Source organism: Actinacidiphila glaucinigra (assembly GCF_035918135.1).
GTDB classification, from domain to species: Bacteria; Actinomycetota; Actinomycetes; order Streptomycetales; family Streptomycetaceae; genus Actinacidiphila; species Actinacidiphila glaucinigra.
On record NZ_CP109144.1, the window covers coordinates 5,079,613 to 5,100,484 of the forward strand.

The window sequence follows — 20,872 nt, forward strand, 5'->3', positions numbered from 1 at the left end:
CCCCACGGGACACCACCGCCGACGGGCGGGGCGCCCGCCCCGCCCGTCGGCGTTCCCGCGGCGCCTCAGCGCTCCCGGCGCAGCAGCCGGCGCACCCCGATCAGCAGCGCGGCGATCGCGGCCAGGGTGACGGCGCCCAGCGTGAACTGCCGGGTCGAACCGGGCTCGTCCGCGCCGGAACCCGCGGCGTCCGCCGAGGAGCTTCCCGAGGATCCGGGCGAGGAGGGGGCCTCACGGCGGGCGGCTTCCGGCAGGTCCTCCCCACTCAGCGGCGAGCGCCAGACCTCGCTGTCCGTGCCCTCGCTGCCGTACATCAGGGTCCGGCCGTCCGGGGTGAAGGCGACGGACTCGCCCTGCCGCTGCAGCGGCACGTGCATCTGGTCGATCCGGCGCGCCGTGCCGTCGGACCAGCGGTACATCAGGGCGCCGAAGTAGCCGCGCAGCACCAGCCGGCTGCCGTCCGGGGAGAAGGCGCCGTCGGTGATCCACAACGGGATGTCCGCGATCCGCCGGAAGACGTTGGTGCCGCTCGCGGAGAGCTTCGCCGGGCCCTCGTAGAGGCTGCCGCCGTCCTCGTTCTTGCTCGCGATGTACACCCGCCCGGACTTCGGGTCGACCATCATCGCCTCGGCGTTGCGCGGGCCCTTGTCGTACGTGACGGTGAACTGCGTCGCGGTCACCGTCCGGTCCGCCAGCCGCTTCGGTTCCGGGAAGCGGTAGATCCACACGTGCGGCCAGGAGCCGTCGAGGTTGTCGCCGATGTCGCCGACGTAGAGGGCGCCGTCCGGGCCCATCGAGATCGCCTCGACGTCGCGCGGGCTGCCCACGCCGCGCAGGGTGACGGTGGCGACCGTCTTTCCCGTCGCGGAGTCGACGGCGTAGACGTACGGGCCGTCGTCGCTGTCGTTGTGCGTCCAGTAGACGCCCTTGTGGAGACGGCTGGCGACCAGGCCGCTCGACTCGGTGATCCGCGGGTCCGACATCGTGAAGGCCACTGACTCCCCGTCGTCGGCGGCCGCGGTGCCGACCAGGGGACCCATGACGAGGACGGAGGCCGCGGCCGCGGCGAACAGTGGGCGCATGCGCCAAGCCTGCCAGGTCGGCGGCTCAGGCGAAGTCGAGGCCGCCGGTGCGGCTGCGCTTCAGCTCGAAGAAGGCGGCGTGGCCGGCCAGCGCCCGCACCCCGTCGAAGAGCCGCGCCGCCTCCTCGCCGCGCGGGATCGAGGTGAGGACGGGGCCGAAGAAGGCCGCCCCGTCGATGTGCAGGGTGGGCGTGCCGACCTCCTCCCCGACCGGGTCCATGCCCTCGTGGTGGCTCCGGCGCAGCTCCTCGTCGTAGGCGGTGCCGCCCGCGGCCTCCGCCAGCTCCGGCGGCAGGCCCGCCTCCGCCAGCGCCTCGCGCAGCACCTCGTCCGTGGCCGGACGGTCCTGCACATGCAGCCGGGTGCCGAGCGCCGTGTACAGCTCGCGCAGCACATGCTCCCCGTGATGCCGGGAGGCGGCGACGCAGACCCGCACCGGGCCCCAGCCGGTGCTCAGCAGCCGCTCGTAGCGCTCGGGCAGGCCCTCGCGGCCCTCGTTGAGCACGGACAGGCTCATCACCCGGAAGCGCAGGCGCAGTTCGCGTTCCCGCTCGACCTCCAGGATCCAGCGGGAGGTGATCCAGGCGAAGGGGCAGATGGGGTCGAAGTAGAAGTCCACCGAGTGCGTCATGCCCGTCACCCTAGGAACGGAACGGCCCGCTCAGCAGGGCCATTCGAGAGTGACGGCACTGGGCCAATCCCCCGGGCGGGCCGTGCGCGCCGGCCCCTCGGCAGTGACGGTCCTAACACCGTCGGTCCCGAGGTCAGGGCCCTGCCGACGGGCCCCCGGGCCCTAAGATCCCCTCCATGTCCAGTGCTCCCCACGGCCCCGGTGACGGGCCCCGCCGCACGCCCGGACGCCGCACGGCGTGGATGTTCGTCGGCGACTCGATGACCATCGGCAGCGCGGGGGAGCACACCTGGCGCTACCGCATGTGGCGGCACCTGCGGTCGCTGGGCACGGAGGGCGAGGACTTCGCGATCGTCGGCCCGCGGACCGCGCTGTACGACCCCGCGGCCGACGCGGCCGTCTCCCAGCACTACGCCGACCCCGACTTCCCCGTCTCCGCGCGCCGCCACCTCGCGGGCTGGGGCGAGGGATGGCTGCACATGGCACCGCTGATCGAGGGCGCCGTGCGGGAGCACCGTCCCGACGTGCTGCTGGTGTCGCTCGGCCTGATCGACCTCGGCTTCTACACCAACCCCGGGCAGACCGAGGCCAACGTGCGGCTGTTCGTCGCGCGGGCGCGGGCCGCCAACCCCCGGGTCGCCGCGGTGCTGCTGCCCGTCATACCCAACTCGCGCTGCGACCAGGACCCCGGATTCGGTTCGCAGTGCGAGGAGTTCAACACCCGCCTGGCCAAGGCGGTCGCGGACCTGGGCACCCCGGCCTCGCCGCTGCTGCTGGCCTCCCGCCCGGCCGGGTACGACATCGCCCGGGACACCTACGACGGCACCCACCCCAACGCCTCCGGGGAGCACCGGCTGGCCGCCGCGTTCGCCGACGCCGCGCACCAGGCGTGGGGCCTGGGGGCGCCCTACCGACACCCCCTCAACTCCGCTTGATTCGAGCGCACTCCAACGGCTTGGCTTGTGTCCCATGGAGTACACACAGCTCGGACGCACCGGACTCAAGGTCAGCCGGCTCGTACTGGGAACGATGAACTTCGGCCCGCAGACGGACGAGGCCGACAGCCACGCCATCATGGACGCCGCGCTCGACGCGGGCGTCAACTTCTTCGACACGGCCAACGTCTACGGCTGGGGCGAGAACAAGGGCCGCACCGAGGAGATCATCGGCAGCTGGTTCGCCAAGGGCGGCGGCCGCCGTGACAAGACCGTCCTGGCGACCAAGGTCTACGGCAACATGGGCGCCGACGGCACCCCCTGGCCGAACGACGACAAGCTCTCCGCGCTCAACATCCGACGTGCCGCCGAGGCGAGCCTGAAGCGCCTGGGCACCGACCACATCGACGTCTACCAGTTCCACCACATCGACCGCGCGACGCCGTGGGAGGAGATCTGGCAGGCGATCGACGTCCTGGTGCAGCAGGGCAAGGTGCTCTACGCCGGGTCGTCCAACTTCTCCGGCTGGGGCATCGCCAAGGCCAACGAGGCCGCCGCAAGGCGCCACTCGCTGGGTCTGGTCAGCGAGCAGTGCCTGTACAACCTGGTCGAGCGCCGCGCCGAGATGGAGGTCATCCCGGCCGCGCAGGAGTACGGCCTCGGCGTCATCCCCTGGTCGCCGCTCCACGGCGGCCTGCTGGGCGGCGCGCTGCGCAAGGAGCGCGAGGGCGGCGGCTCCCGTTCCACCTCCGGCCGCAGCGCCGACTCGCTGAAGGACAGCGCCCTGCGCGAGCAGGTGCAGCGGTACGAGGACGCGGTCGACAAGGCCGGCCTGCAGCCCGGTGACGTCGCCCTGGCCTGGCTGCTGGGCCGTCCCGGCATCACCGGCCCGATCGTCGGCCCGCGCACCCGCGAGCAGCTGGACTCCGCGCTGCGCGCGGTGGAACTGGAACTGCCCGCGGAGCTGCTCGCCGAGCTGGACGAGATCTTCCCCGGTCCGGGCCCGTCCCCGGAGGCCTTCGCCTGGTAGGCGTCCGCGGTCCCCGCCCCGTCGTGCGCCCGGTCGCAGATTCACCCGGTCGGGCGCACGATGAGGGTATGACCACAGCCAAAGAGATCATGCATCCCGGCGCCCGTGCGATACCGGCGACCGAGACTCTCGACCGGGCCGCGCAGCTGATGCGCGAGCTCAACGTCGGCGCGCTGCCGGTCCACGACGTGAACGACCGGATGTGCGGCATCATCACCGACCGGGACATCGTCACCAAGTGCATCGCCGCCGGACGCGACCCCTCCAAGGTGACCTGCGGCGACCTGTGCGAGGGGACCCCCCGCTGGATCGACGCCGACGCCGACGTCTCCGACGTCCTGACCGAGATGGAGTCGCACCGCATCAAGCGGCTCCCGGTCGTCGAGGACAAGAAGCTGATCGGCATCATCACCGAGGCCGACCTGGCCCGCCACCTCACCGACGAACAGGTCGCGGAGTTCGTCGAGAGGGTGTACGCCGGCGCCTGAGGCGCCCGGCCCCCTCCGGCCGTCCGGTCGCCCGGCCCGCTAGCCGCGCACGAACGTGCCGACGATCACCACGACCACCAGCAGGGCGAGGGCGGCGGTCATTACTCGGGTACGGGTCTTCGGGTCCACGCATCGAGGTTAACGGGGCGGCCTCAGTGCCCCAGCGGGCAGGTCCGCACCGTCTCGTAGCGCGGCTGGGCCCCCGGCACCCCGGGTGCGGGCGGATGGCTCCGCACCAGGGAGATCGCCGCCGCCGTCCACGGTGTCCCCGCGAACCGCGTGAGGGCTTCCGTGAAGGGCCGCAGGCCCACCCTGGTGCGCCCGGCGCGCTGCCGGGCGAGCGTGAGGTGGGCGTGGAAGCGGCCGTGCCCGTCCTCGTGGTGGACGCCCGCCCGCCGGGCGGCGGCCTCCGCGGCCGCGGCCGCGCGGCCCAGGTCGTCGCCGTCCAGACCGGCCCACAGGGTGCGGTCCCCGAAGCGGCCCCCGCCGGTCAGCGAGATCCGGCAGGGCGGGTGGCGTCGCGCCGCCCGCTCCAGTCGTTCGGCCAGGGCGGGCAGCACGCCCTCGTCCACCTCGCCCAGGAACGCCAGCGTCACGTGCCACCCGGCACGCTCCGTCCACCGCAGCCCGTCCGCGCCCGGCAGGTCGCGGAGCGCGTCCACGGCGCCCCCCAGTTCGGCGAGGGCGGACCTGGGGGGCATGACGGCCACGAACAGCCTCATGCCCCCAGGGTGCACCGCACCGGACTAGCGTGCGATGTCCGCGTAGCCCTCGACCTCGCGCGGGTCGCGGGAGCCCGGGCCGACGTAGCGGGCCGAGGGGCGCACCAGGCGGCCGGTGCGCTTCTGCTCCAGGATGTGCGCCGACCAGCCCGCGGTGCGGGCGCAGCTGAACATCGAGGTGAACATGTGGGCCGGGACCTCGGCGAAGTCCAGGATGATCGCGGCCCAGAACTCCACGTTGGTCGCCAGGACGCGGTCCGGGCGGCGGGAGTGCAGCTCCTCCAGGGCGGCCTTCTCCAGCGCCTCCGCGATCTCGTAGCGGGGGGCGCCCAGCTCCCTGGCCGTACGGCGCAGCACCCGCGCCCGCGGGTCCTCGGCACGGTAGACGCGGTGGCCGAAGCCCATCAGGCGCTCGCCCTTGTCCAGGGCCTGCTTCACGTACGCCTCGGCGTCGCCGGTGCGCTCGATCTCCTCGATCATCCCCAGCACGCGCGAGGGCGCGCCGCCGTGCAGCGGGCCGGACATGGCGCCGACCGCGCCGGACAGCGCGGCGGCCACGTCGGCACCGGTGGAGGCGATCACCCGGGCGGTGAAGGTGGACGCGTTCATGCCGTGCTCGGCGGCGGAGGTCCAGTAGGCGTCGACGGCCGCGACGTGCTTCGGGTCGGGCTCGCCGCGCCAGCGGATCATGAAGCGCTCGACGACCGACTGCGCCTTGTCGATCTCCCGCTGCGGCACCATCGGCAGCCCCTGGCCGCGCGCCGACTGCGCCACGTACGACAGCGCCATCACGGCCGCGCGCGCCAGGTCCTCGCGGGCCTGCTCGGCGTCGATGTCCAGCAGCGGCTGCAGACCCCACACCGGCGCGAGCATCGCCAGCGCCGACTGGACGTCGACGCGGATGTCGCCGGAGTGCACGGGGATCGGGAAGGGCTCGGCGGGCGGGAGGCCGGGGTTGAAGGCACCGTCGACCAGCAGGCCCCACACGTTCCCGAAGGACACGTGGCCCACCAGGTCCTCGATGTCCACCCCGCGGTAGCGCAGGGCGCCGCCTTCCTTGTCGGGTTCGGCGATCTCCGTCTCGAAGGCGACGACTCCCTCGAGTCCGGGTACGAAGTCGGACATCAGGCGGCTCCTCTTGATGCGGTCGACGATCGATCGGTGCTTGTGGCACACGGGGTGGGGCATGGGGTCGGCACTGGGTGCCCCGCACGATATCCCCCGATGTCGAGAGGGCACAGATACCCGGCCTGTAAGTCTGTCCCCTCCCGCAGGTGACGTGAAGCGTGAGGTCCGGCACATGTTGCGGCGGACCTCCCGTGCGGCGTCCGGCGCACCGTTCGGCACACGGTGCCGCCGCCGTGCTGCAAGATGTGCGGGTGCAGCACAGCCACCACGACCCCGCCGCCATGCGCAAGCAGTACCGCGCCCACGGACTGACCGAGGCCGAGCTGGCCGGCGACCCGTACACGCAGTTCGCGCACTGGTTCGCCGATGCCGTCAACGCCCGCGTCGACGAGCCCAACGCCATGGTGGTCTCCACCGCGGGGGCCGACGGGCTGCCGAGCTCGCGGACGGTCCTGCTGAAGAGCTACGACCACCGCGGCTTCGTCTTCTTCACCAACTACGGCTCCAGGAAGGGCCGCGAGCTCACCGAGCGGCCCCATGCCTCGCTGCTCTTCCCCTGGCACCCGATCGCGCGGCAGGTGATCGTGGCGGGCGCCGCCGAGCGCGTCTCCCGCGAGGAGACCGAGGCGTACTTCCGCACCCGGCCGCACGGCTCGCGGATCGGCGCCTGGGCGAGTGAGCAGTCCTCGGTGGTGGGTGCGCGCGAGGAGCTGGAGCACCGCTACGAGGAGCTGGCGGCCCGCTACCCCGAGGGCACGGACGTGCCCGTGCCGCCCCACTGGGGAGGCTTCCGGGTGGTCGCGCGCAGCGTGGAGTTCTGGCAGGGGCGGGAGAACCGCCTGCACGACCGGCTGGTGTACACGGCCGCGGAGGGCGGCTGGACGGTGCGGCGCCTGTCGCCCTGAGCGCGGGCCGGGCCGGGTTCTGGGCCGGGTGCCGGCCGGCGAGGGCGGGTGAGGCGGGTGGGGGCGTCTGCGGGTGAGAACGCAGGCGACCCGCGGGCTGCTCCCCGGACGGAGAACCGTCCGGGCATCGGCCGGACGAATCCGACGAGCCCGCGGGTCGGGTGACTGCGATGGAATTGGCCCGCTACGCACATCGCGCGCAGGCGAGGAGCGCAGGCGTCAGCCCGCAGTCACCTCACGCGTCCGATGGGAACTCATTCTCCGGACCACCTCCCTTCGTGTGTGCTCGCAACCCTAGGAAACGGTCCGCGGGACGACAAGTGGTTTTTTTCCCGCCCCGTGGACCACGGCACCGCGGCCACCCAATTTCGTGAAGTTCCTGTGGCGCCGGTCACACAGGGGTTGAATGTCCAGACGTGCAGTCATTTGATGCGACGCCGCAGCTGCTCGCCGCGCTCCTCGACGGCATGGAGGCCGGACTCTGTGCCCTGGACCGCGACGGAGTGATCACGCACTGGAACTCCGAGGCCGCCCGCATCCTGGGCTGGACGGCCGAGGAGGCCGTCGGCCGGCGCGGTTTCGCCGGCTGGGCCGCGCGCACCGCCGACGCCGAGGAGGTGCGCGAGCGGCTGCTGGGCGCCATGGCCGCGGACGGCCGCCAGGTCCACGAGTTCGCGCTGCTGACCAAGGACGGCCGCCGGGTGCTGGTGCGGACCCAGGCCGCCGCCGTGCACGGCTCCGACGGGCGCCCCGCGGGGGTCTACTGCGCGTTCTCCGAGGTGCACGCCCAGATCGACCTGGAGCGCTCGATAGCCCTCAGCGAGGCGCTCTTCGACGACGCGCCGTGCGGGGTCGTCCTCGTCGACGCCGACCTGCGTCCCGTCGTCGTCAACGCGTACGCCGCCCGCGCGCTGCGCACCAGCCGGGACGCGCCGCTCGGGCGGCCGCTGGGCGACTTCCTCGACCAGGGCGTCGAGGAGCTGGAGAGCGCCCTGCAGCACGTGCTCGCCGAGGGCGCGCCCCCCGCGCCCAGCGAGCTGTGGGTGGGCCTGCGGGCGGACGAGGGCACGCGCTGCTGCTGGCGCAGCGGTTTCGTGCGGCTCGGCTCGCCGCTGGGGGAGGAGCCGGTGCCGCTCGGTGTCGGGTGGCTCTTCCATGACGTCACCGACACCAAGGTCGCCGAGCAGGAGGCGGCCCGGCTGCGCTTCCGCAGCAACCAGCTGCACCGCGCCGCGCTGGCCGTCGCCGAGTGCGAGGAGCCCCTGGAGGCGGCCACCTGCTACGTGGACTTCTCGCTCGCCGGGTTCGCCGAGCACGCGCTGCTCGACGTGCTGGCGCCCGACGGGGCGCGCCTCGTCAGGGCCGCCGCCACGCCCTCCGGCGGCGCGGGACCCTGCCTGCCGGTGTCGGGCGGCATCCCGGTGCGGTACGGGGAGGGGCATCCGGCCCTGCAGGCGGTCGCCCGCACCGGCTCCGTCCGGGCCGGTTTCGGGGCGGCGGCCGCCGAGCCCGCCTCACGGGCCCAGGTCGACAGCTGGGCCGCCGCCCGGCGCTGGCCCGACGGCACCGTCCACGGACTGTGCGCCGTGCTCCGCAGCCGCGGCCGCACGCTCGGCGTGCTCACCTTCCTGCGCGGCACGGGCCGCCGTCCCTTCGACCGGGCGGACGCCGCTTTCGCCGAGGACGTCGCGCTGCGGGTGGCGGCCTGCCTCGACCTGGCGCCGCGGGCCTGACCGCGGGCTCAGCGGCGGTAGAAGATCCGGTCCGCGTACTCCTCGAAGACCTTCGCGTTCCACTCGTGGCCGCCGTCGACGTTGCCCGAGCGGAGCATGGGCGGCGTGACGCCGCGCTCCGCCAGGTCCGCCGCGGCCGTTGCCACGACGGCCTGCATCAGCGCGCTCGTCACCACGGTGGAGGCCGGGCCGAACGGCGCCGGGACACCCGGTACGGACAGCTCCGCGTCGCCCGGCGCGATCTTGCTGTCGACGACGACGTCGCAGTGGTCCTTCAGGAAGGTGCCGCTCGCGTGCCGGGAGTGCGTCTCCTTGGCGTACGCCACAGATGTGACGCCGATCACCGTCATCCCGAGTGCCTTGGCCTCCTGCGCCATTTCCACGGGGAGGGGGTTGCGGCCGGAGAGGGAGATGATCACCAGGAGGTCGCCCGCCCGCGCGGGGGAGCTGCGCAGTACGACCCGGGCCAGGCCGCCGACCTGTTCGAGCGCGCTGCCGAGCGTGGCGGGGACGACGTCCACGCCGACCGCGCCGGGCACGGCCAGCAGGTTCACCAGGGCGAGGCCGCCCGCGCGGTAGACGACGTCCTGGGCGGGGAGCGAGGAGTGCCCGGCGCCGTAGGCGAACACCCGACCCCCGGCCGCCACGGTGTCCGCGAGCGCGGCCGCGGCCGCCTCGATCCCCGCGGACTCCTCGTCCCTCACGCGCCTGAGCAGTGCGATGGCGGCATCGAAATATGTGGCGGCCAGATCGGTCATGCCGAGAACCGTGCTGCCGCGGCGTCCGCCTGTCAACCACAGGGCCCCGGTTGTCGGTCGCATGCGTCAGAATTGAGTCCAGGGCCACGTACGAGCCACCGAGGGGCACGCATGTCCGGACTGATCGACACGACGGAGATGTATCTCCGCACCATCCTTGAGCTGGAGGAGGAGGGTGTGGTCCCCATGCGCGCCCGAATCGCCGAACGGCTCGACCAAAGCGGACCGACGGTCAGTCAGACCGTCGCGCGCATGGAGCGGGACGGGCTGGTGCACGTCGCGGGCGACCGGCATCTGGAGCTGACCGCCGAGGGCCGGCGGATCGCGACGCGCGTGATGCGCAAGCACCGGCTGGCCGAGTGCCTCCTGGTCGACGTCATCGGGCTGGAGTGGGAGCACGTGCACGCCGAGGCGTGCCGGTGGGAGCACGTGATGAGCGAGGCGGTCGAGCGCCGCGTCCTCGAACTGCTGCGGCACCCCACGGAGTCCCCGTACGGCAACCCGATCCCGGGCCTGGAGGAGCTGGGCGAGAAGGACGGCGCGGACCCGTTCCTGGACGAGGGCATGGTCAGCCTGACCGACCTGGAGACGGGCCAGGCGGGTGCGAGCGTGGTCGTGCGGCGTATCGGCGAGCCGATCCAGACGGACGCCCAGCTGATGTACACGCTGCGGCGGGCCGGTGTGCAGCCGGGCGCGGTGGTGTCGGTGACCCCGTCGGCGGGCGGTGTGCTGGTCGGCAGCGGCGGCGAGGCGGCGGAGCTGAGCACGGAGACGGCGTCGCACGTGTTCGTCGCCAAGCGGTAGGGCCGGTCGGCCGCTCTCAAGGATCTTCGCGGCGTCGCGTCCCGTGGTGTTGGTTGCGTGGCGTTGGTTGCGTTGCGTCGCGCTGTGTCGCGTCGCGGGTCGGCCGGGCCGCGGCCGGGTTCCGGCGTGTTCGCGGGCGGTGCCGGTGCCGGTCTCGTTGTCCGAGGGACCCCGGCGCCTCCCCTTGCGCCGGAGTCCCTTCCTCCCCCGATTCCCCCGTCCCCTCCCCTGGGTCCCCGTGGAGCCCACCCGGATCCCCGAGCTGTCCGGGTGGCTCCCCGCTGCCCGTCTTCCCCGCCGGACCGCGCCCCGCTGAAGTCCTCCCCTCGGCGCGCTCCGGCAATCCTTGAGCGTTGTCACTCGAAAGAGCGGTGTTGCGCGCGTGAAGACGCGAATCGAACAGGATTTCGATAGCGTGGGGGTCTGAACGTCACGTACCAGGGGGTGCGGCACATGGCCAGGCGCGTCGAAGTCACCGGAGCGGGCGGCCTCCCGCTCACGGCGTGGGAGTACGCCGACGGGTCCGGGGCGGCGCCCGAGGAGGCGCCGCGGCCCGCCGTCCTGCTGCTGCACGGCCTGATGGGACGGGCCTCCCAGTGGGCCGGCACCGCCCGCAGGCTCGCGGCCCGCCACCGTGTGGTGGCCCTGGACCAGCGCGGCCACGGACGCAGCGCCAAGCCCGAGGGGCCCTACACGCGGGACGCCTATGTGGCCGACGCCGCCGCCGTCGTCGAACAGCTGGGGCTCGCCCCGGTCACCGTCGTGGGGCACTCCATGGGCGCCCTCACGGCCTGGCAGCTCGCCGCGCGCCGACCGTCGCTGGTGCGCGGCGTGGTCCTGTGCGACATGCGGGCGGTGGCCCTCGGGGAGGCGAGCCAGCGCCACTGGGAGGAGTGGTTCGGGGCCTGGCCGCTGCCGTTCTCCGGCCCCGACGCGGTGCGCCGGTGGTTCGGCGAGGAGGATCCGTGGCTGGAGGGCTCCCGTCCGGCCCGCGGGGAGTTCTTCGCCGAGGTGATGGAGGAGCACGCCGACGGCTGGCGCCCGGTGTTCCAGCGGCGGCACATGCTGCGCTCCCGGGAGTCCTGGATCCACGACGCCCACTGGGACGAGCTGGCCCAGGTGTCCTGCCCCGCGCTCGTCGTGCGCGGCTGGGACGGGGAGCTGGGCCGCGCCGAGGCCCAGGAGATGGTGCGGGTGCTGCCCCGGGGCTCGTACGCGGAGATCCCCGACGCCGGCCACCTCGTCCCCTGGGACCAGCCCGAGGCCTGGTACGCGGCGGTCGAGACCTTCCTGGCGGACGTCGCCGGTCTGCCGGTGTGCCAGGCCTGAACCCCGCCGCGTCGGCCCGTCCGCGGGGCGTCAGGCGAAGACGACCGTGCGGCGGCCGTTGAGCAGGACGCGGTGCTCGCTGTGCCACTTCACGGCGCGCGCCAGGGCCTGGCACTCCACGTCGCGGCCGATGGCGACCAGTTGCTCCGGGTTGACCTCGTGGCCCACCCGCTCGACCTCCTGCTCGATGATCGGGCCCTCGTCGAGGTCGGCGGTGACGTAGTGCGCCGTCGCGCCGATCAGCTTCACCCCGCGGGCGTGGGCCTGGTGGTAGGGCCGGGCGCCCTTGAAGCTGGGCAGGAAGGAGTGGTGGATGTTGATGATCCGGCCGGCCAGCTCCTTGCAGAGGTGGTCCGACAGGACCTGCATGTAGCGGGCGAGGACGACCAGTTGGACGTTCTCCTTCTCCACCAGGGAGAGCAGTTCCGCCTCGGCCTCGGCCTTGTTCTCCTTCGTCACCGGGATGTGGTGGAAGGGAACGTCGTAGGAGCCCGTCAGCTCCGCGAAGTCGGTGTGGTTGGAGACCACGGCGGCGATCTCCACCGGCAGCGCGCCGATACTGGTGCGGAAGAGCAGGTCGTTCAGGCAGTGCCCGAACTTGCTGACCATGAGGATGATGCGCATCCGCTCGGCGGAGGGCGTGATCTGCCAGTCCATGCGGTAGGCGTCGGCGACGGCCGCGAAACTGGCCCGCAGCTTGTCGGCGGTGACCGGGTGGCCCGCGGAGAAGTGCACCCGCATGAAGAACAGCCCCGTGTCGTGGTCGCCGAACTGCTGGCTGTCCTCGATGTTGCACCCGGTCATGAAGAGGTAGCTCGACACGGCGTGCACGATGCCCGCCTTGTCGGGGCACGACAGGGTGAGGATGTACTGCTGCGGCTGCGACTCCTCGGCGGCGTTCACGGGGCTAGCGTCGCACAAAGTCGCCGTGCCGTTCCAAGCCGTCCGCCAGCCGGGCGCCCCGGATGTCGTCGCGGGTGGCACCCCCGCCCGCGCCGCGGCGCGGGCGGCGGCGCGGACGGCGGCGCGGACGACTCAGGCCGTGCGTGTGTAGATCTTGAGGATTTCCAGTGAGCGCGGCGGCGTGTCCGGGTCCTCGCCGTCCCCGGACGCCAACCGCACGTGCGCCTCGCGGGCGGCCCGCACGGCCTCGGGCCACGCGTGGTGCTCCAGGTACCCCGAGACGGGGGCGTCCGCACCCACCTGGTGCAGTATCTTCAGCACCCGCAGCACGGCCACGTCGACCAGGGCGGCCTCCTGGGAGTCCCGGAAGACGGTGCCGACGTACTTCTCCGCCGACCAGTTGTCCAGCCAGGTGTCCTCCACCAGGCGGTAGACGGCGTCGGTCACGTCGCCGTAGCCCGGCTGCCCCGCGAGCCAGACCTCACGCTGGAACACCGGGTCGCTGATCATGTGCAGCGCGGAGCGCACGTTCGCGCGCCAGCGCCACCAGGGCATGTCGTTGAGCGGCATGCCCCCCATCGTGGAGGAGCGGGTGCCGCGGCGGGAAGACTTCTCCGTACTCTGCACAGTGCACGATCGTACGTGCTCCCGACTCCACACATTCTGTTCACCCGATGGTGACCCTCCGTTCCTCCGTGTTCACCCCTGCGTTACGGGAAGCGCGGAATCTTCCCATTCCATGAGTGATTGCCGTACACGCAGAGCTGTTCCCTTTGTGTCCGCGATGGCCGGAGTCGCACTGCTGGCAGGGTGCGGCACGCTCCCCGGGGGGACCGACGGCACCTCGGGCCCGATCGTGGTCATGACGTGGGCGCCGCAGAACACCGACGCGACCAACATGCCGGGCATGCCGGCCATGGCCAAGACCTACGCCAAGTACGTCAACGCCCGCGGCGGCATCGGCGGCCGGGAGCTCAAGGTCATCACCTGCAACGACCACAACAACTCGCTCGGCGCCGGCGACTGCGCCGAGCGGGCCGCCGACGAGGGCGCGGTCGCCGTCGTCGGCTCCTACAGCCAGTACGGCGCCGCCTTCACCTCCACGCTGGAGGCCGAGGGCATCCCGTACCTCGGCGGCTACGGCATCACCCAGGACGAGTTCGAGAGCCCGCTCTCCTACCCCGTCAACGGCGGGCTGCCCGCGCTGATGGCCGGTGCCGGCCGTCAACTGGCCGGCAAGTGCGACAAGGTGAGCCTCATACGCCCCGACACCGCCGCGGGCGACATCTTCGCGCGCTTCCTCGACGCCGGCCTGCGCGACGCGGGCCGCACCAGTGCCACCGACCTGCGCGCCGCCGAGGACGCCACCGACTACAACATGGTCTCCCGGCAGGCGATCGGCGCCAACAAGCCCGGCGACTGCGTGAGCGCCGCGCTCGGCGACAAGACCGCCACCTTCTTCGACGCCTTCCGCCGCACGACCACCACCGATCCGGTCACCGGCGTCGAGGAGGGTCCCAAGGCGCAGATCGCCTCCGTCCTCGGCAGCGTCCAGCAGTCCACCCTCGACAGCACCGGCGGCGGCAACAGCCCGCTGGAGGGCGCCTACATCACCGGCTGGTACCCGCCGGCCTCCGACTCCCGCTGGGCGCTGATGCGGAACACCATCAAGAGGTACGCCTTCGGCGACAACGACATCGACCCGAACGACCCGGGCGTGCAGACCACGTGGATCGCCTACACCGCCCTCACCGCGGTCATCGAGAAGATGGGCAAGGACCAGGCGATCACGGCCCCGACGCTGAGGCAGGCGCTGGACGCGGCGCACGACGTCTCCACCGACGGCCTCACGCCCGCGCTCGGCTGGCGGGAGCAGGACGCCGCCGCCGTCATCGAACAGCCGCGCCTGGTCAACGGCTGGGTCACCTTCCAGAGGGTGGAGAAGGGCCGACTCGTCGCCGCGCACAAGGGCTTCGTGGACGTGAGGGAGACCCTGGAGGACGCCCCGGGCTGACGGGCGCCCGGGCCTTCACGGGCGTCGGGAGTCCGCCGGGCGGGCGGAGGCACCGACGGCCGCGGCCGTGGGGTGCTCCGGTGCCTCCGGGGGAGTTCGCCTCAGAGCTGACCGCCCTGGTGCTGCGTCAGCCCGTACTTCTTGGCTATGGGGTTCCACAGCGCGGCCGCGCTCGTCTTGGCCTGCGAGGCGGTGCCGCTCTGGGTGTTGCCCGCCGCGTACTGGTCGGTGTGGCGCGCCTGGCCGTGACGGCAGAGCTTCCTGCTGCCCTTGAGCTGGTCGGCCCAGGCCGCGTAGTGGTTGTCGGCGGCCGCGGAGGCCGTCCACGCCTTGTTGAGGGCGTCGGTGAGGGCCTGGTGGTCGGAGAGCTTGTCCACCGGCAGCGACTTCAGCTGCGTCATCAGGTCGTTGCGCTGCTGAGCGGCGGCCCGCAGGTCGGCGGCCGCCCCGTCCAGGTTGCGGCAGCCCTTGATGCTCTCGACCGCGTTGATCACCGAGGTGCGGTTGCTGCCGCTCGTCTTGAGCAGCGCCTCCAGTCCCTTGGCCTGCTTCTCCGCCGCTTCCTGGCCGCCTCCACCGGAGGAGGCCGGAGCGGAGGCGCTCGACGAGGGCGCCGGGGACTGGGCCGCGGCCGGGTCGTCGTCCCCGCCGCTCATCAGGGCACCCGCCAGGAGGCCCGCGACGGCGCAGCCGCCGACGACGATGCCGATCAGCGCGGCAGGGGTGAGCTTGCGGCGGGTCGGTGCGGGCTCGTCGTAGCCGTAGGACGGCTGCGGCGCGTGGCCCTGCTGCCCGTAAGCGGGCTGTGCGTAGTCCGGGGCAGCGGCGTAGCCGGGCTGCTGCAGAGGGGGCGGGCCGTCCTGGCGGTACAGGTGCCCGAAGTCGTCGTGGGGCTGTTGCGCCGGGGGCATCCCGTCGTGGCCCTGGTGGCCCTGGTGGCCCTGGTGGCCCTGCGGCTCGTGCGGGTAGCCGTAGCCGGGGGCCTGCTGCGGGGCCTGCGCGTCCTCGAAGCGCGGCAGGTGCTGAGTGGCGTCCGCGGCGCCCGGGTGCATGCCGTACGCGGCCTCGGGCGTCGGGTACGGCGGAAAGACCTGTGTGGCGTCCGCCACGGAGCCGGGCTGGAACTGGGGCGCCGGGGGCTGCTGCGGCTCGTGGGCCGGCATGGGCGGCCGGGCCTGCGGATACGGCGGGAACAGCTGTGTCGCGTCGGTGTCCGGGAGGGACTGCTGCGGGGGGTTGTACGCCTGGGGCTGCTCGCCCCACGGCTGCCCGGCCGCGGGGCCCGTACCCCACGCCGCGGTCGCTCCCGGGCCGGGTATGCCCCCGTCCGCGGGCAGCACCACGCCCTCGTGCACCTCCGGATACGCCTCGTCACCGCGTCCGCCGTGCATCACCGGTACCTCTGCCTTCTCCGTCGCTACGGAATCGTCGGCTCACGCTACCGGGTCTGCTCGGGACGTCACCACGCCGCGGTCGGTCCCGCGGGGTCCGGGGCGCCCCCTGCCGCGGAACAGGGTGCCCCTGGTGCTGGGTTGATGTCGTTCCCATAACGATTCGGCGGACGGGGGCGCGCGACGCCCCCGTCCCCCCGTGCCGTCACGCCGCCAGTTCCTCCTCCTCCAGCCGGGCGTCGAACTCCCGGACGGCGCTCTCCGCCGCGTACGGCTGCAGACGCAGGCGGAGGTCGTCGAGGTACTCCGCGCCGCGGGTCGTGCGGAGCGTGGCGAGCAGTTCGACGGCCTGGGCGCCGGTGTGGCAGGCCTGCTCGACCTCCCGCTGCTGGACCTGGGCCTGGGCGAGCAGCAGCAGGCCGATGGCGCGGCGGCGGGCCTTGTCCGGGGCGTGCCCGGCCAGTGCCTCCTCGGCGCGGCGGACCGCCTGCGGCGCCTGGTTGAGGTCGCGGTGGCAGTGGGCGAGCTCGTCGGCGAGGTAGGCCGGGCCGAAGTGCCGGATCCAGTCGGGGTCGTCGCCCGGTTCGGAACGCTCCAGCGCCTCCACGGCCTGTCCCGCGGCGGCGCCGCAGGCCCGCGCGTCTCCCATCAGCGCGTGGCCGCGGGCCTCCGCCGCGTGGAACATGGCCTGCGCGGTGGCGGTGACCTGTCCGCGGGCGCCCTCCTGTGCGGCGCGGGCGAGTTGGGCGATCTCGCGCGGGGTGCCGAGCTGCGCGGCGAGGTGGCTCATCCCCGCGGCCAGGACGTAGCCCCCGTAGGCGCGGTCGCCCGCCGCCTGGGCCAGCCGCAGCGCCTGGATGTAGTAGCGCTGCGCCAGGCCGGGCTGGCCGGTGTCGACGGCCATGTAGCCGGCGAGTTCGGTCAGCCGGGCGACGGCGGAGAAGAGCTGACGCCCCGTCGCCTCCCGGTAGGAGCCGGCGAGCAGCCCGGAGACCACGCTGTTGAGGTAGTGCACCACCACCGGGCGCACATGACCGCTGCCGAAGCGGTGGTCGAGTTCGTTCAGCGCCCGGGTCGTGGCCCGTACCGCCTCGACGTCGGACATGCCGACGCGCTGCCCGCCGGCGCGCGCGACCTGCGTGTCGGCCCGGGTGATCAGCCAGTCCCGGCTGGGCTCGACCAGGGCCGAGGCCGCCACGCTGGAGCCGGTGAGGAAGTCCCGGCGGCCGACGTCGCTCCGCCACAACTCGCAGACCTGCTCGATCGCGCCGAGCACGGTGGGCGAGAAGTGCAGGCCGACGCCGGTGGCCAGGTTCTTGCCGTTGGCCATGCCGATCTCGTCGATGGTGACCGTGCGGCCGAGCTTGCGGCCGATGGCCTCGGCGATGATCGCCGGGGCCCGGCCCCTCGGTTGCTGGCCGCGTAGCCAGCGGGCCACGGAGGTCTTGTCGTAACGCAGGTCGAGGCCGTGCTCCGCGCCGCACATGTTGACCCGGCGGGCCAATCCGGCGTTGGAGCAGCCTGCCTCCTGGATCAGTGCCTGCAGCCGTTCGTTCGGCTGGCGGGCGACGAGCGGTCGTGCGGCCATGGGCTCCCCCTCACAGCTGCCGCTTTCGGGACCTCAAGATCCCTTCCCGAAGATCCCTTCCCGGTACGCGCCACTCAAATGCCCCGCAAACGACATAATTTACGGAGGGATGCATGCTTACACACCCAAGGGTGACTACCCGGATGCCGGACCTCCCCCACCGCGCGCCCCCGCCTGTGCTCCCGTGCGCCCGGCATGAGCCGCGAGGCCGGGACGTCACAGCCCGTAACCCGCGCAGGGCAGTGCAGTTGTGAAGGTCGTGGAAGACACCGTGGAACACACCATCGCAGCCCCGCGGCGGAACGCCGGCCAACTCCTCGACGCCGCCGTCGGGTACGCGGAGGAGCGGCACTGGGACGTGCTGCCCGGTGCCTGGCTCGTCGAGGACGCCTCCCCCTTCGGGACTTCCGGCATCTCCGGCCGCGGTGGTCCGCGCTGTTCCTGCGGTGACACCGCCTGCCCGGCTCCCGGGGCGCACCCGTCCGGACCGGGCTGGGTCGGCGAGGCCAGCGGGAGCGGTCCCGCGGTGCGCAGGATGTGGCAGCGGCAGCCCCATGCGTCGGTCCTCCTCCCCACCGGACGCACCTTCGACGCGATCGACGTCCCGGAGGACGCCGGCTGCCTCGCGCTGGCCCGTATGGAGCGCATGGAACTGCCGCTCGGCCCGGTGCTCGGGACCCCGTCCCGCCGGATGATCTTCCTCGTGCTGCCCGGGGCCGCCGTCAAGGTGCCGGACCTGCTGCGCCGGCTCGGCTGGGCGCCCTCCTCGCTCGACCTGGTGGTGCGCGGCGACGGCGACTGGGTCCCGGCTCCGCCCACCAGGCTCGGCACGAGCGGTGTCGTGCAGTGGGTGCGCAAGCCCACCGCCCTCAACCGGTGGCTGCCGGACACCGAGGAGCTGATCTCCCCCCTCGCGTATGCCTGCGGACGCTAGCCGGGCCACACCCCCCTCGGCATAGGCTGGGCGGATGCCGAACGCATCCGTCGCGCCCGCCGTGCGCGTCCATGGGCTGTGGAAACGCTTCGGGCAGCAGGTCGCCGTCGCCGGGATCGATCTGACGCTGCCCGCCGGACACTTCGTGGGACTCGTGGGGCCCAACGGGGCGGGCAAGACCACCACGCTGTCGATGGTGACCGGGCTGCTGCGGCCCGACCACGGCCTCATCGAGGTCGGCGGCACGGACGTCTGGCGCGACCCGGTCGCCGTGAAGTCCCGCATCGGTGTCCTGCCGGAGGGGCTGCGGCTCTTCGAACGGCTCACCGGCCGCGAGCTGCTGGCGTACACCGGCCGGCTGCGCGGCATCCCGGGCGCGGAGACCGACCGCCGCGCCGCCCAGTTGCTCGACGTCCTCGACCTCGCCGGCGCCGCCAACAAGCTCGTCGTGGACTACTCGACGGGCATGCGCAAGAAGATCGGCCTCGCCGCGGCGCTGCTGCACAATCCCGAAGTGCTCTTCCTGGACGAGCCCTTCGAGGGGGTCGACCCCGTCTCCGCCCAGGTGATCCGCGGGGTGCTGGAGCGCTACACCGGGTCCGGGGCGACCGTCGTCTTCTCCTCGCACGTCATGGAGCTCGTGGAGAGCCTGTGCGACTGGGTGGCGGTGATGGCCACCGGCACGATCGTGGCCCAGGGTCCGCTCGCCGAGGTGCGCGGGCAGGCGCCGACGCTGCAGGACGCCTTCCTGACCCTGGTGGGCGCCCGCGACCGCGGGCCGGGGCAGGACCTGGACTGGCTCGGCGGGGCGAACGCGCCGGCGGCGCGGGGCGCCGGTACCGGCACGGCCGGAGCGGGCGGTACGGACGGTGCGGACGGCGGGGACGGGCCGGCCGGGGCGAGCCGGTCGTGACGGGGACCTTCGTACGGCTCAAGCTGTCGGTCCTCCGCAACGGGCTGCGCCAGTCGACCGGCCGCCGGGTCGGCTGGATCGTCGGCACCCTGGTGTCCCTGCTGTACGCGCTGGGCATGTGCGTGGGGCTCGTCGTCCTGCGGGGGAACGAGTACGCGCCCTCGGCGGCCGTCGGCGTCGGTGTGGTGCTCGGGGTCGGCTGGGCCGTCATGCCGCTGTTCGTCTTCGGCGGCGACGACACCCTCGACCCGACCCGGCTGGCCATGCTGCCGCTGCGGCCGTGGCCGCTGGTCCGGGCGCTCCTGGTGTCATCGCTGGTCGGCGTCGGGCCGCTGCTGACGTTCCTGGTGGTGGCCGGCGCGGCGGTGTCCGTCGCGGCGGACGCCGCGTCGGCGGTGGCCGCGGTGCTCGCGGTGCCGCTCGCCGTGGTGCTGTGCGTGGCCCTGTCGCGGGCCGTCGCCGCGGCCAACACCCGGCTGCTGACCAGCCGCAAGGGGCGCGACCTGGCGGTCCTCAGCGGCGTACTGATCGCGGTGGGCGCCCAGTTGGTCAGTCTTGCCGCCAACGCGCTCACCTCCGGGCACGGTCTGGAGCGGATCAGCGCCTTCACCACCGCGCTGCGCTGGGTGCCGCCGGCCTCGGCGCTGGACGCGGTGCGGTCGGCGGGGGAGGGCTCGTACGGGCTCGCGGTCGCCGAACTCGTCTGGACCGGGGCCGTGCTGGCACTGGTGCTCGTGTGGTGGCACACCAGTCTGGACCGGCTCATGACCCGCCCGGACGCCTCCACGCTGCAGGCGGGCCCGTCGAGCGTCCGGGAGACCCGGTTCCGGCTGTTCCCCGAGGGGCGCACCGGCACCGTCATGGAGCGCCAGTTCCGCTACGCCTGGCGGGACCCGCGGACCAAGGCCGCCTGGGCCACCGCCCTGGCAGTGGGGCTGCTGCTGCCGCTCGTCTCGGCGGTCCAGGACGGCAGCGTCTACACCGCCTGCTGGGCGGCGGGACTGCTCGGGCTGCAGATGTACAACCAGTTCGGCATGGACGGCTCCGCCTTCTGGACGGTCGCCGCCACGATCTCCTCCCGCACGGACGCGTACGCGGAACTGCGCGGGCGGGCCCTGGCGATCGCGGTGGTGGGCGTCCCGTACGTGGCCGTCGTCACGATCGGCGCGGCCCTTCTGCTGGGGCGGGCGGACGCGGTGGCCGAGACGCTCGGGCTCTCCTTCGCGCTGCTGGGGGCGCTGGTCGCCACCGGCGCCTGGGCGAGCGTGCGCTTCCCCTACTCCATGCCGCAGGAGAACCGCTTCGGGAGCGCGGCCGCGCCGGGCCAGACGAGCCTGGCCTGGCTCAGTCTCGTCGGGGGCGCGCTGACGGGCGCGGTGATCACGCTTCCCGTGCTCGGCCTGCTGATCTGGCTCCATGTCTCGGGACGGCACGGCGCGCTGTGGCTCCTCCTGCCGCTCGGCTGCCTCTACGGGGCCGCGTTCGCGGTGCTGGGGGTCCGCACGGCGGCGCCCCGCCTGCTGGGCCGTCTGCCGGAGGTGCTGACGGCGGTGAGCAAGGGGTAGGCCGCCCGTTCCGCGCGGC

20 protein-coding genes are annotated in these 20,872 nt (G+C 73.3%); 11 read left to right on the forward strand and 9 right to left on the reverse strand.

Translation table 11 applies throughout. From position 1 onward, the window contains the following. Positions 1–65: 65 nt before the first annotated feature. Both OIE69_RS22815 and OIE69_RS22820 read right to left on the reverse strand, forming a co-directional pair. Positions 66–1,082, reverse strand: a complete 1,017-nt coding sequence (locus OIE69_RS22815; protein WP_326575066.1) for a hypothetical protein — start codon at positions 1,080–1,082, stop codon at positions 66–68. 25 nt (positions 1,083–1,107) lie between these two features. Then, positions 1,108–1,713 carry a mycothiol-dependent nitroreductase Rv2466c family protein gene (locus OIE69_RS22820; protein WP_326575068.1) on the reverse strand — a complete coding sequence of 202 codons (606 nt, stop codon included), beginning with the start codon at positions 1,711–1,713 and terminating at the stop codon, positions 1,108–1,110. Positions 1,714–1,955: 242 nt separating this feature from the next. On the opposite strand from OIE69_RS22820, the gene OIE69_RS22825 reads away from it, so the two are divergent. The 3 genes from OIE69_RS22825 (at position 1,956) to OIE69_RS22835 (ending at position 4,166) form a co-directional block, all read left to right on the forward strand. Beyond that, positions 1,956–2,648 carry a GDSL-type esterase/lipase family protein gene (locus tag OIE69_RS22825; protein WP_326581362.1) on the forward strand — a complete coding sequence of 231 codons (693 nt, stop codon included), beginning with the start codon at positions 1,956–1,958 and terminating at the stop codon, positions 2,646–2,648. Between the two features lie 34 nt (positions 2,649–2,682). Continuing rightward, positions 2,683–3,678 carry an aldo/keto reductase gene (locus tag OIE69_RS22830; protein WP_326575070.1) on the forward strand — a complete coding sequence of 332 codons (996 nt, stop codon included), beginning with the start codon at positions 2,683–2,685 and terminating at the stop codon, positions 3,676–3,678. Positions 3,679–3,746: 68 nt separating this feature from the next. Next, entirely contained in the window at positions 3,747–4,166 is a 420-nt protein-coding gene (locus OIE69_RS22835; protein ID WP_326575072.1) for a CBS domain-containing protein, read from the forward strand. 152 nt (positions 4,167–4,318) lie between these two features. Here the strand turns inward: OIE69_RS22835 and thpR are convergent, their stop codons facing one another. Both thpR and OIE69_RS22845 read right to left on the reverse strand, forming a co-directional pair. After that, on the reverse strand, positions 4,319–4,888 hold the full coding sequence (gene thpR / locus OIE69_RS22840; RefSeq protein ID WP_326575074.1) for an RNA 2',3'-cyclic phosphodiesterase: 570 nt from the start codon (positions 4,886–4,888) through the stop codon (positions 4,319–4,321). Between the two features lie 24 nt (positions 4,889–4,912). Continuing rightward, complete coding sequence (locus OIE69_RS22845) at positions 4,913–6,013, reverse strand: citrate synthase 2 (protein ID WP_089222704.1); 1,101 nt, start codon at positions 6,011–6,013, stop codon at positions 4,913–4,915. Between the two features lie 284 nt (positions 6,014–6,297). Between OIE69_RS22845 and pdxH the strand changes: the two genes are divergently transcribed. Next, positions 6,298–6,921, forward strand: a complete 624-nt coding sequence (pdxH, locus tag OIE69_RS22850) for a pyridoxamine 5'-phosphate oxidase (RefSeq protein ID WP_326581364.1) — start codon at positions 6,298–6,300, stop codon at positions 6,919–6,921. A gap of 416 nt (positions 6,922–7,337) precedes the next feature. After that, on the forward strand, positions 7,338–8,654 hold the full coding sequence (locus tag OIE69_RS22855; protein ID WP_326575078.1) for a PAS domain-containing protein: 1,317 nt from the start codon (positions 7,338–7,340) through the stop codon (positions 8,652–8,654). 8 nt (positions 8,655–8,662) lie between these two features. Here OIE69_RS22855 and OIE69_RS22860 read toward each other — a convergent pair whose 3' ends face one another. Further along, complete coding sequence (locus tag OIE69_RS22860) at positions 8,663–9,412, reverse strand: SIS domain-containing protein (RefSeq protein ID WP_326575080.1); 750 nt, start codon at positions 9,410–9,412, stop codon at positions 8,663–8,665. A 111-nt stretch (positions 9,413–9,523) separates the two neighbouring features. Between OIE69_RS22860 and OIE69_RS22865 the strand changes: the two genes are divergently transcribed. Both OIE69_RS22865 and OIE69_RS22870 read left to right on the forward strand, forming a co-directional pair. Next, positions 9,524–10,216 carry a metal-dependent transcriptional regulator gene (locus OIE69_RS22865; protein WP_326575082.1) on the forward strand — a complete coding sequence of 231 codons (693 nt, stop codon included), beginning with the start codon at positions 9,524–9,526 and terminating at the stop codon, positions 10,214–10,216. A 453-nt stretch (positions 10,217–10,669) separates the two neighbouring features. Next, positions 10,670–11,545 (forward strand): alpha/beta fold hydrolase, encoded by an 876-nt coding sequence (locus OIE69_RS22870; protein WP_326575084.1) that lies wholly within the window; start codon positions 10,670–10,672, stop codon positions 11,543–11,545. A 30-nt stretch (positions 11,546–11,575) separates the two neighbouring features. On the opposite strand, the gene purU is transcribed toward OIE69_RS22870, so the two are convergent. Next, positions 11,576–12,448, reverse strand: a complete 873-nt coding sequence (gene purU, locus OIE69_RS22875) for a formyltetrahydrofolate deformylase (protein ID WP_326575086.1) — start codon at positions 12,446–12,448, stop codon at positions 11,576–11,578. Between the two features lie 132 nt (positions 12,449–12,580). Next, the gene (locus OIE69_RS22880) at positions 12,581–13,027 is read right to left on the reverse strand and encodes an SCO4402 family protein (RefSeq protein WP_326581366.1); all 447 of its coding nucleotides are present in this window, start codon (positions 13,025–13,027) and stop codon (positions 12,581–12,583) included. 205 nt (positions 13,028–13,232) lie between these two features. Between OIE69_RS22880 and OIE69_RS22885 the strand changes: the two genes are divergently transcribed. Further along, positions 13,233–14,462 (forward strand): ABC transporter substrate-binding protein, encoded by a 1,230-nt coding sequence (locus tag OIE69_RS22885; protein ID WP_326575088.1) that lies wholly within the window; start codon positions 13,233–13,235, stop codon positions 14,460–14,462. Between the two features lie 101 nt (positions 14,463–14,563). Here the strand turns inward: OIE69_RS22885 and OIE69_RS22890 are convergent, their stop codons facing one another. Next, positions 14,564–15,853: a hypothetical protein gene (locus OIE69_RS22890; protein WP_326575090.1), complete on the reverse strand. Its 1,290-nt coding sequence runs from the start codon at positions 15,851–15,853 to the stop codon at positions 14,564–14,566. Between the two features lie 205 nt (positions 15,854–16,058). After that, positions 16,059–17,441, reverse strand: coding sequence for a transcriptional regulator (locus OIE69_RS22895; protein ID WP_326575092.1), 1,383 nt, complete (start codon positions 17,439–17,441; stop codon positions 16,059–16,061). A 259-nt stretch (positions 17,442–17,700) separates the two neighbouring features. Here OIE69_RS22895 and OIE69_RS22900 point away from each other — a divergent pair, with 259 nt between their 5' ends. From OIE69_RS22900 to OIE69_RS22910, 3 genes are read left to right on the forward strand one after another with little or no spacing between them, the layout of a single operon-like run. Beyond that, a complete protein-coding gene (locus OIE69_RS22900; protein ID WP_392567557.1) occupies positions 17,701–18,375 on the forward strand; it encodes a bifunctional DNA primase/polymerase in 675 nt (224 codons plus the stop codon). A gap of 34 nt (positions 18,376–18,409) precedes the next feature. Further along, positions 18,410–19,288 carry an ABC transporter ATP-binding protein gene (locus OIE69_RS22905; protein ID WP_326575095.1) on the forward strand — a complete coding sequence of 293 codons (879 nt, stop codon included), beginning with the start codon at positions 18,410–18,412 and terminating at the stop codon, positions 19,286–19,288. Continuing rightward, on the forward strand, positions 19,285–20,853 hold the full coding sequence (locus OIE69_RS22910; RefSeq protein ID WP_326575097.1) for a transporter: 1,569 nt from the start codon (positions 19,285–19,287) through the stop codon (positions 20,851–20,853). The genes OIE69_RS22905 and OIE69_RS22910 overlap by 4 nt, the downstream gene beginning before the upstream one ends. Positions 20,854–20,872 lie beyond the last annotated feature (19 nt).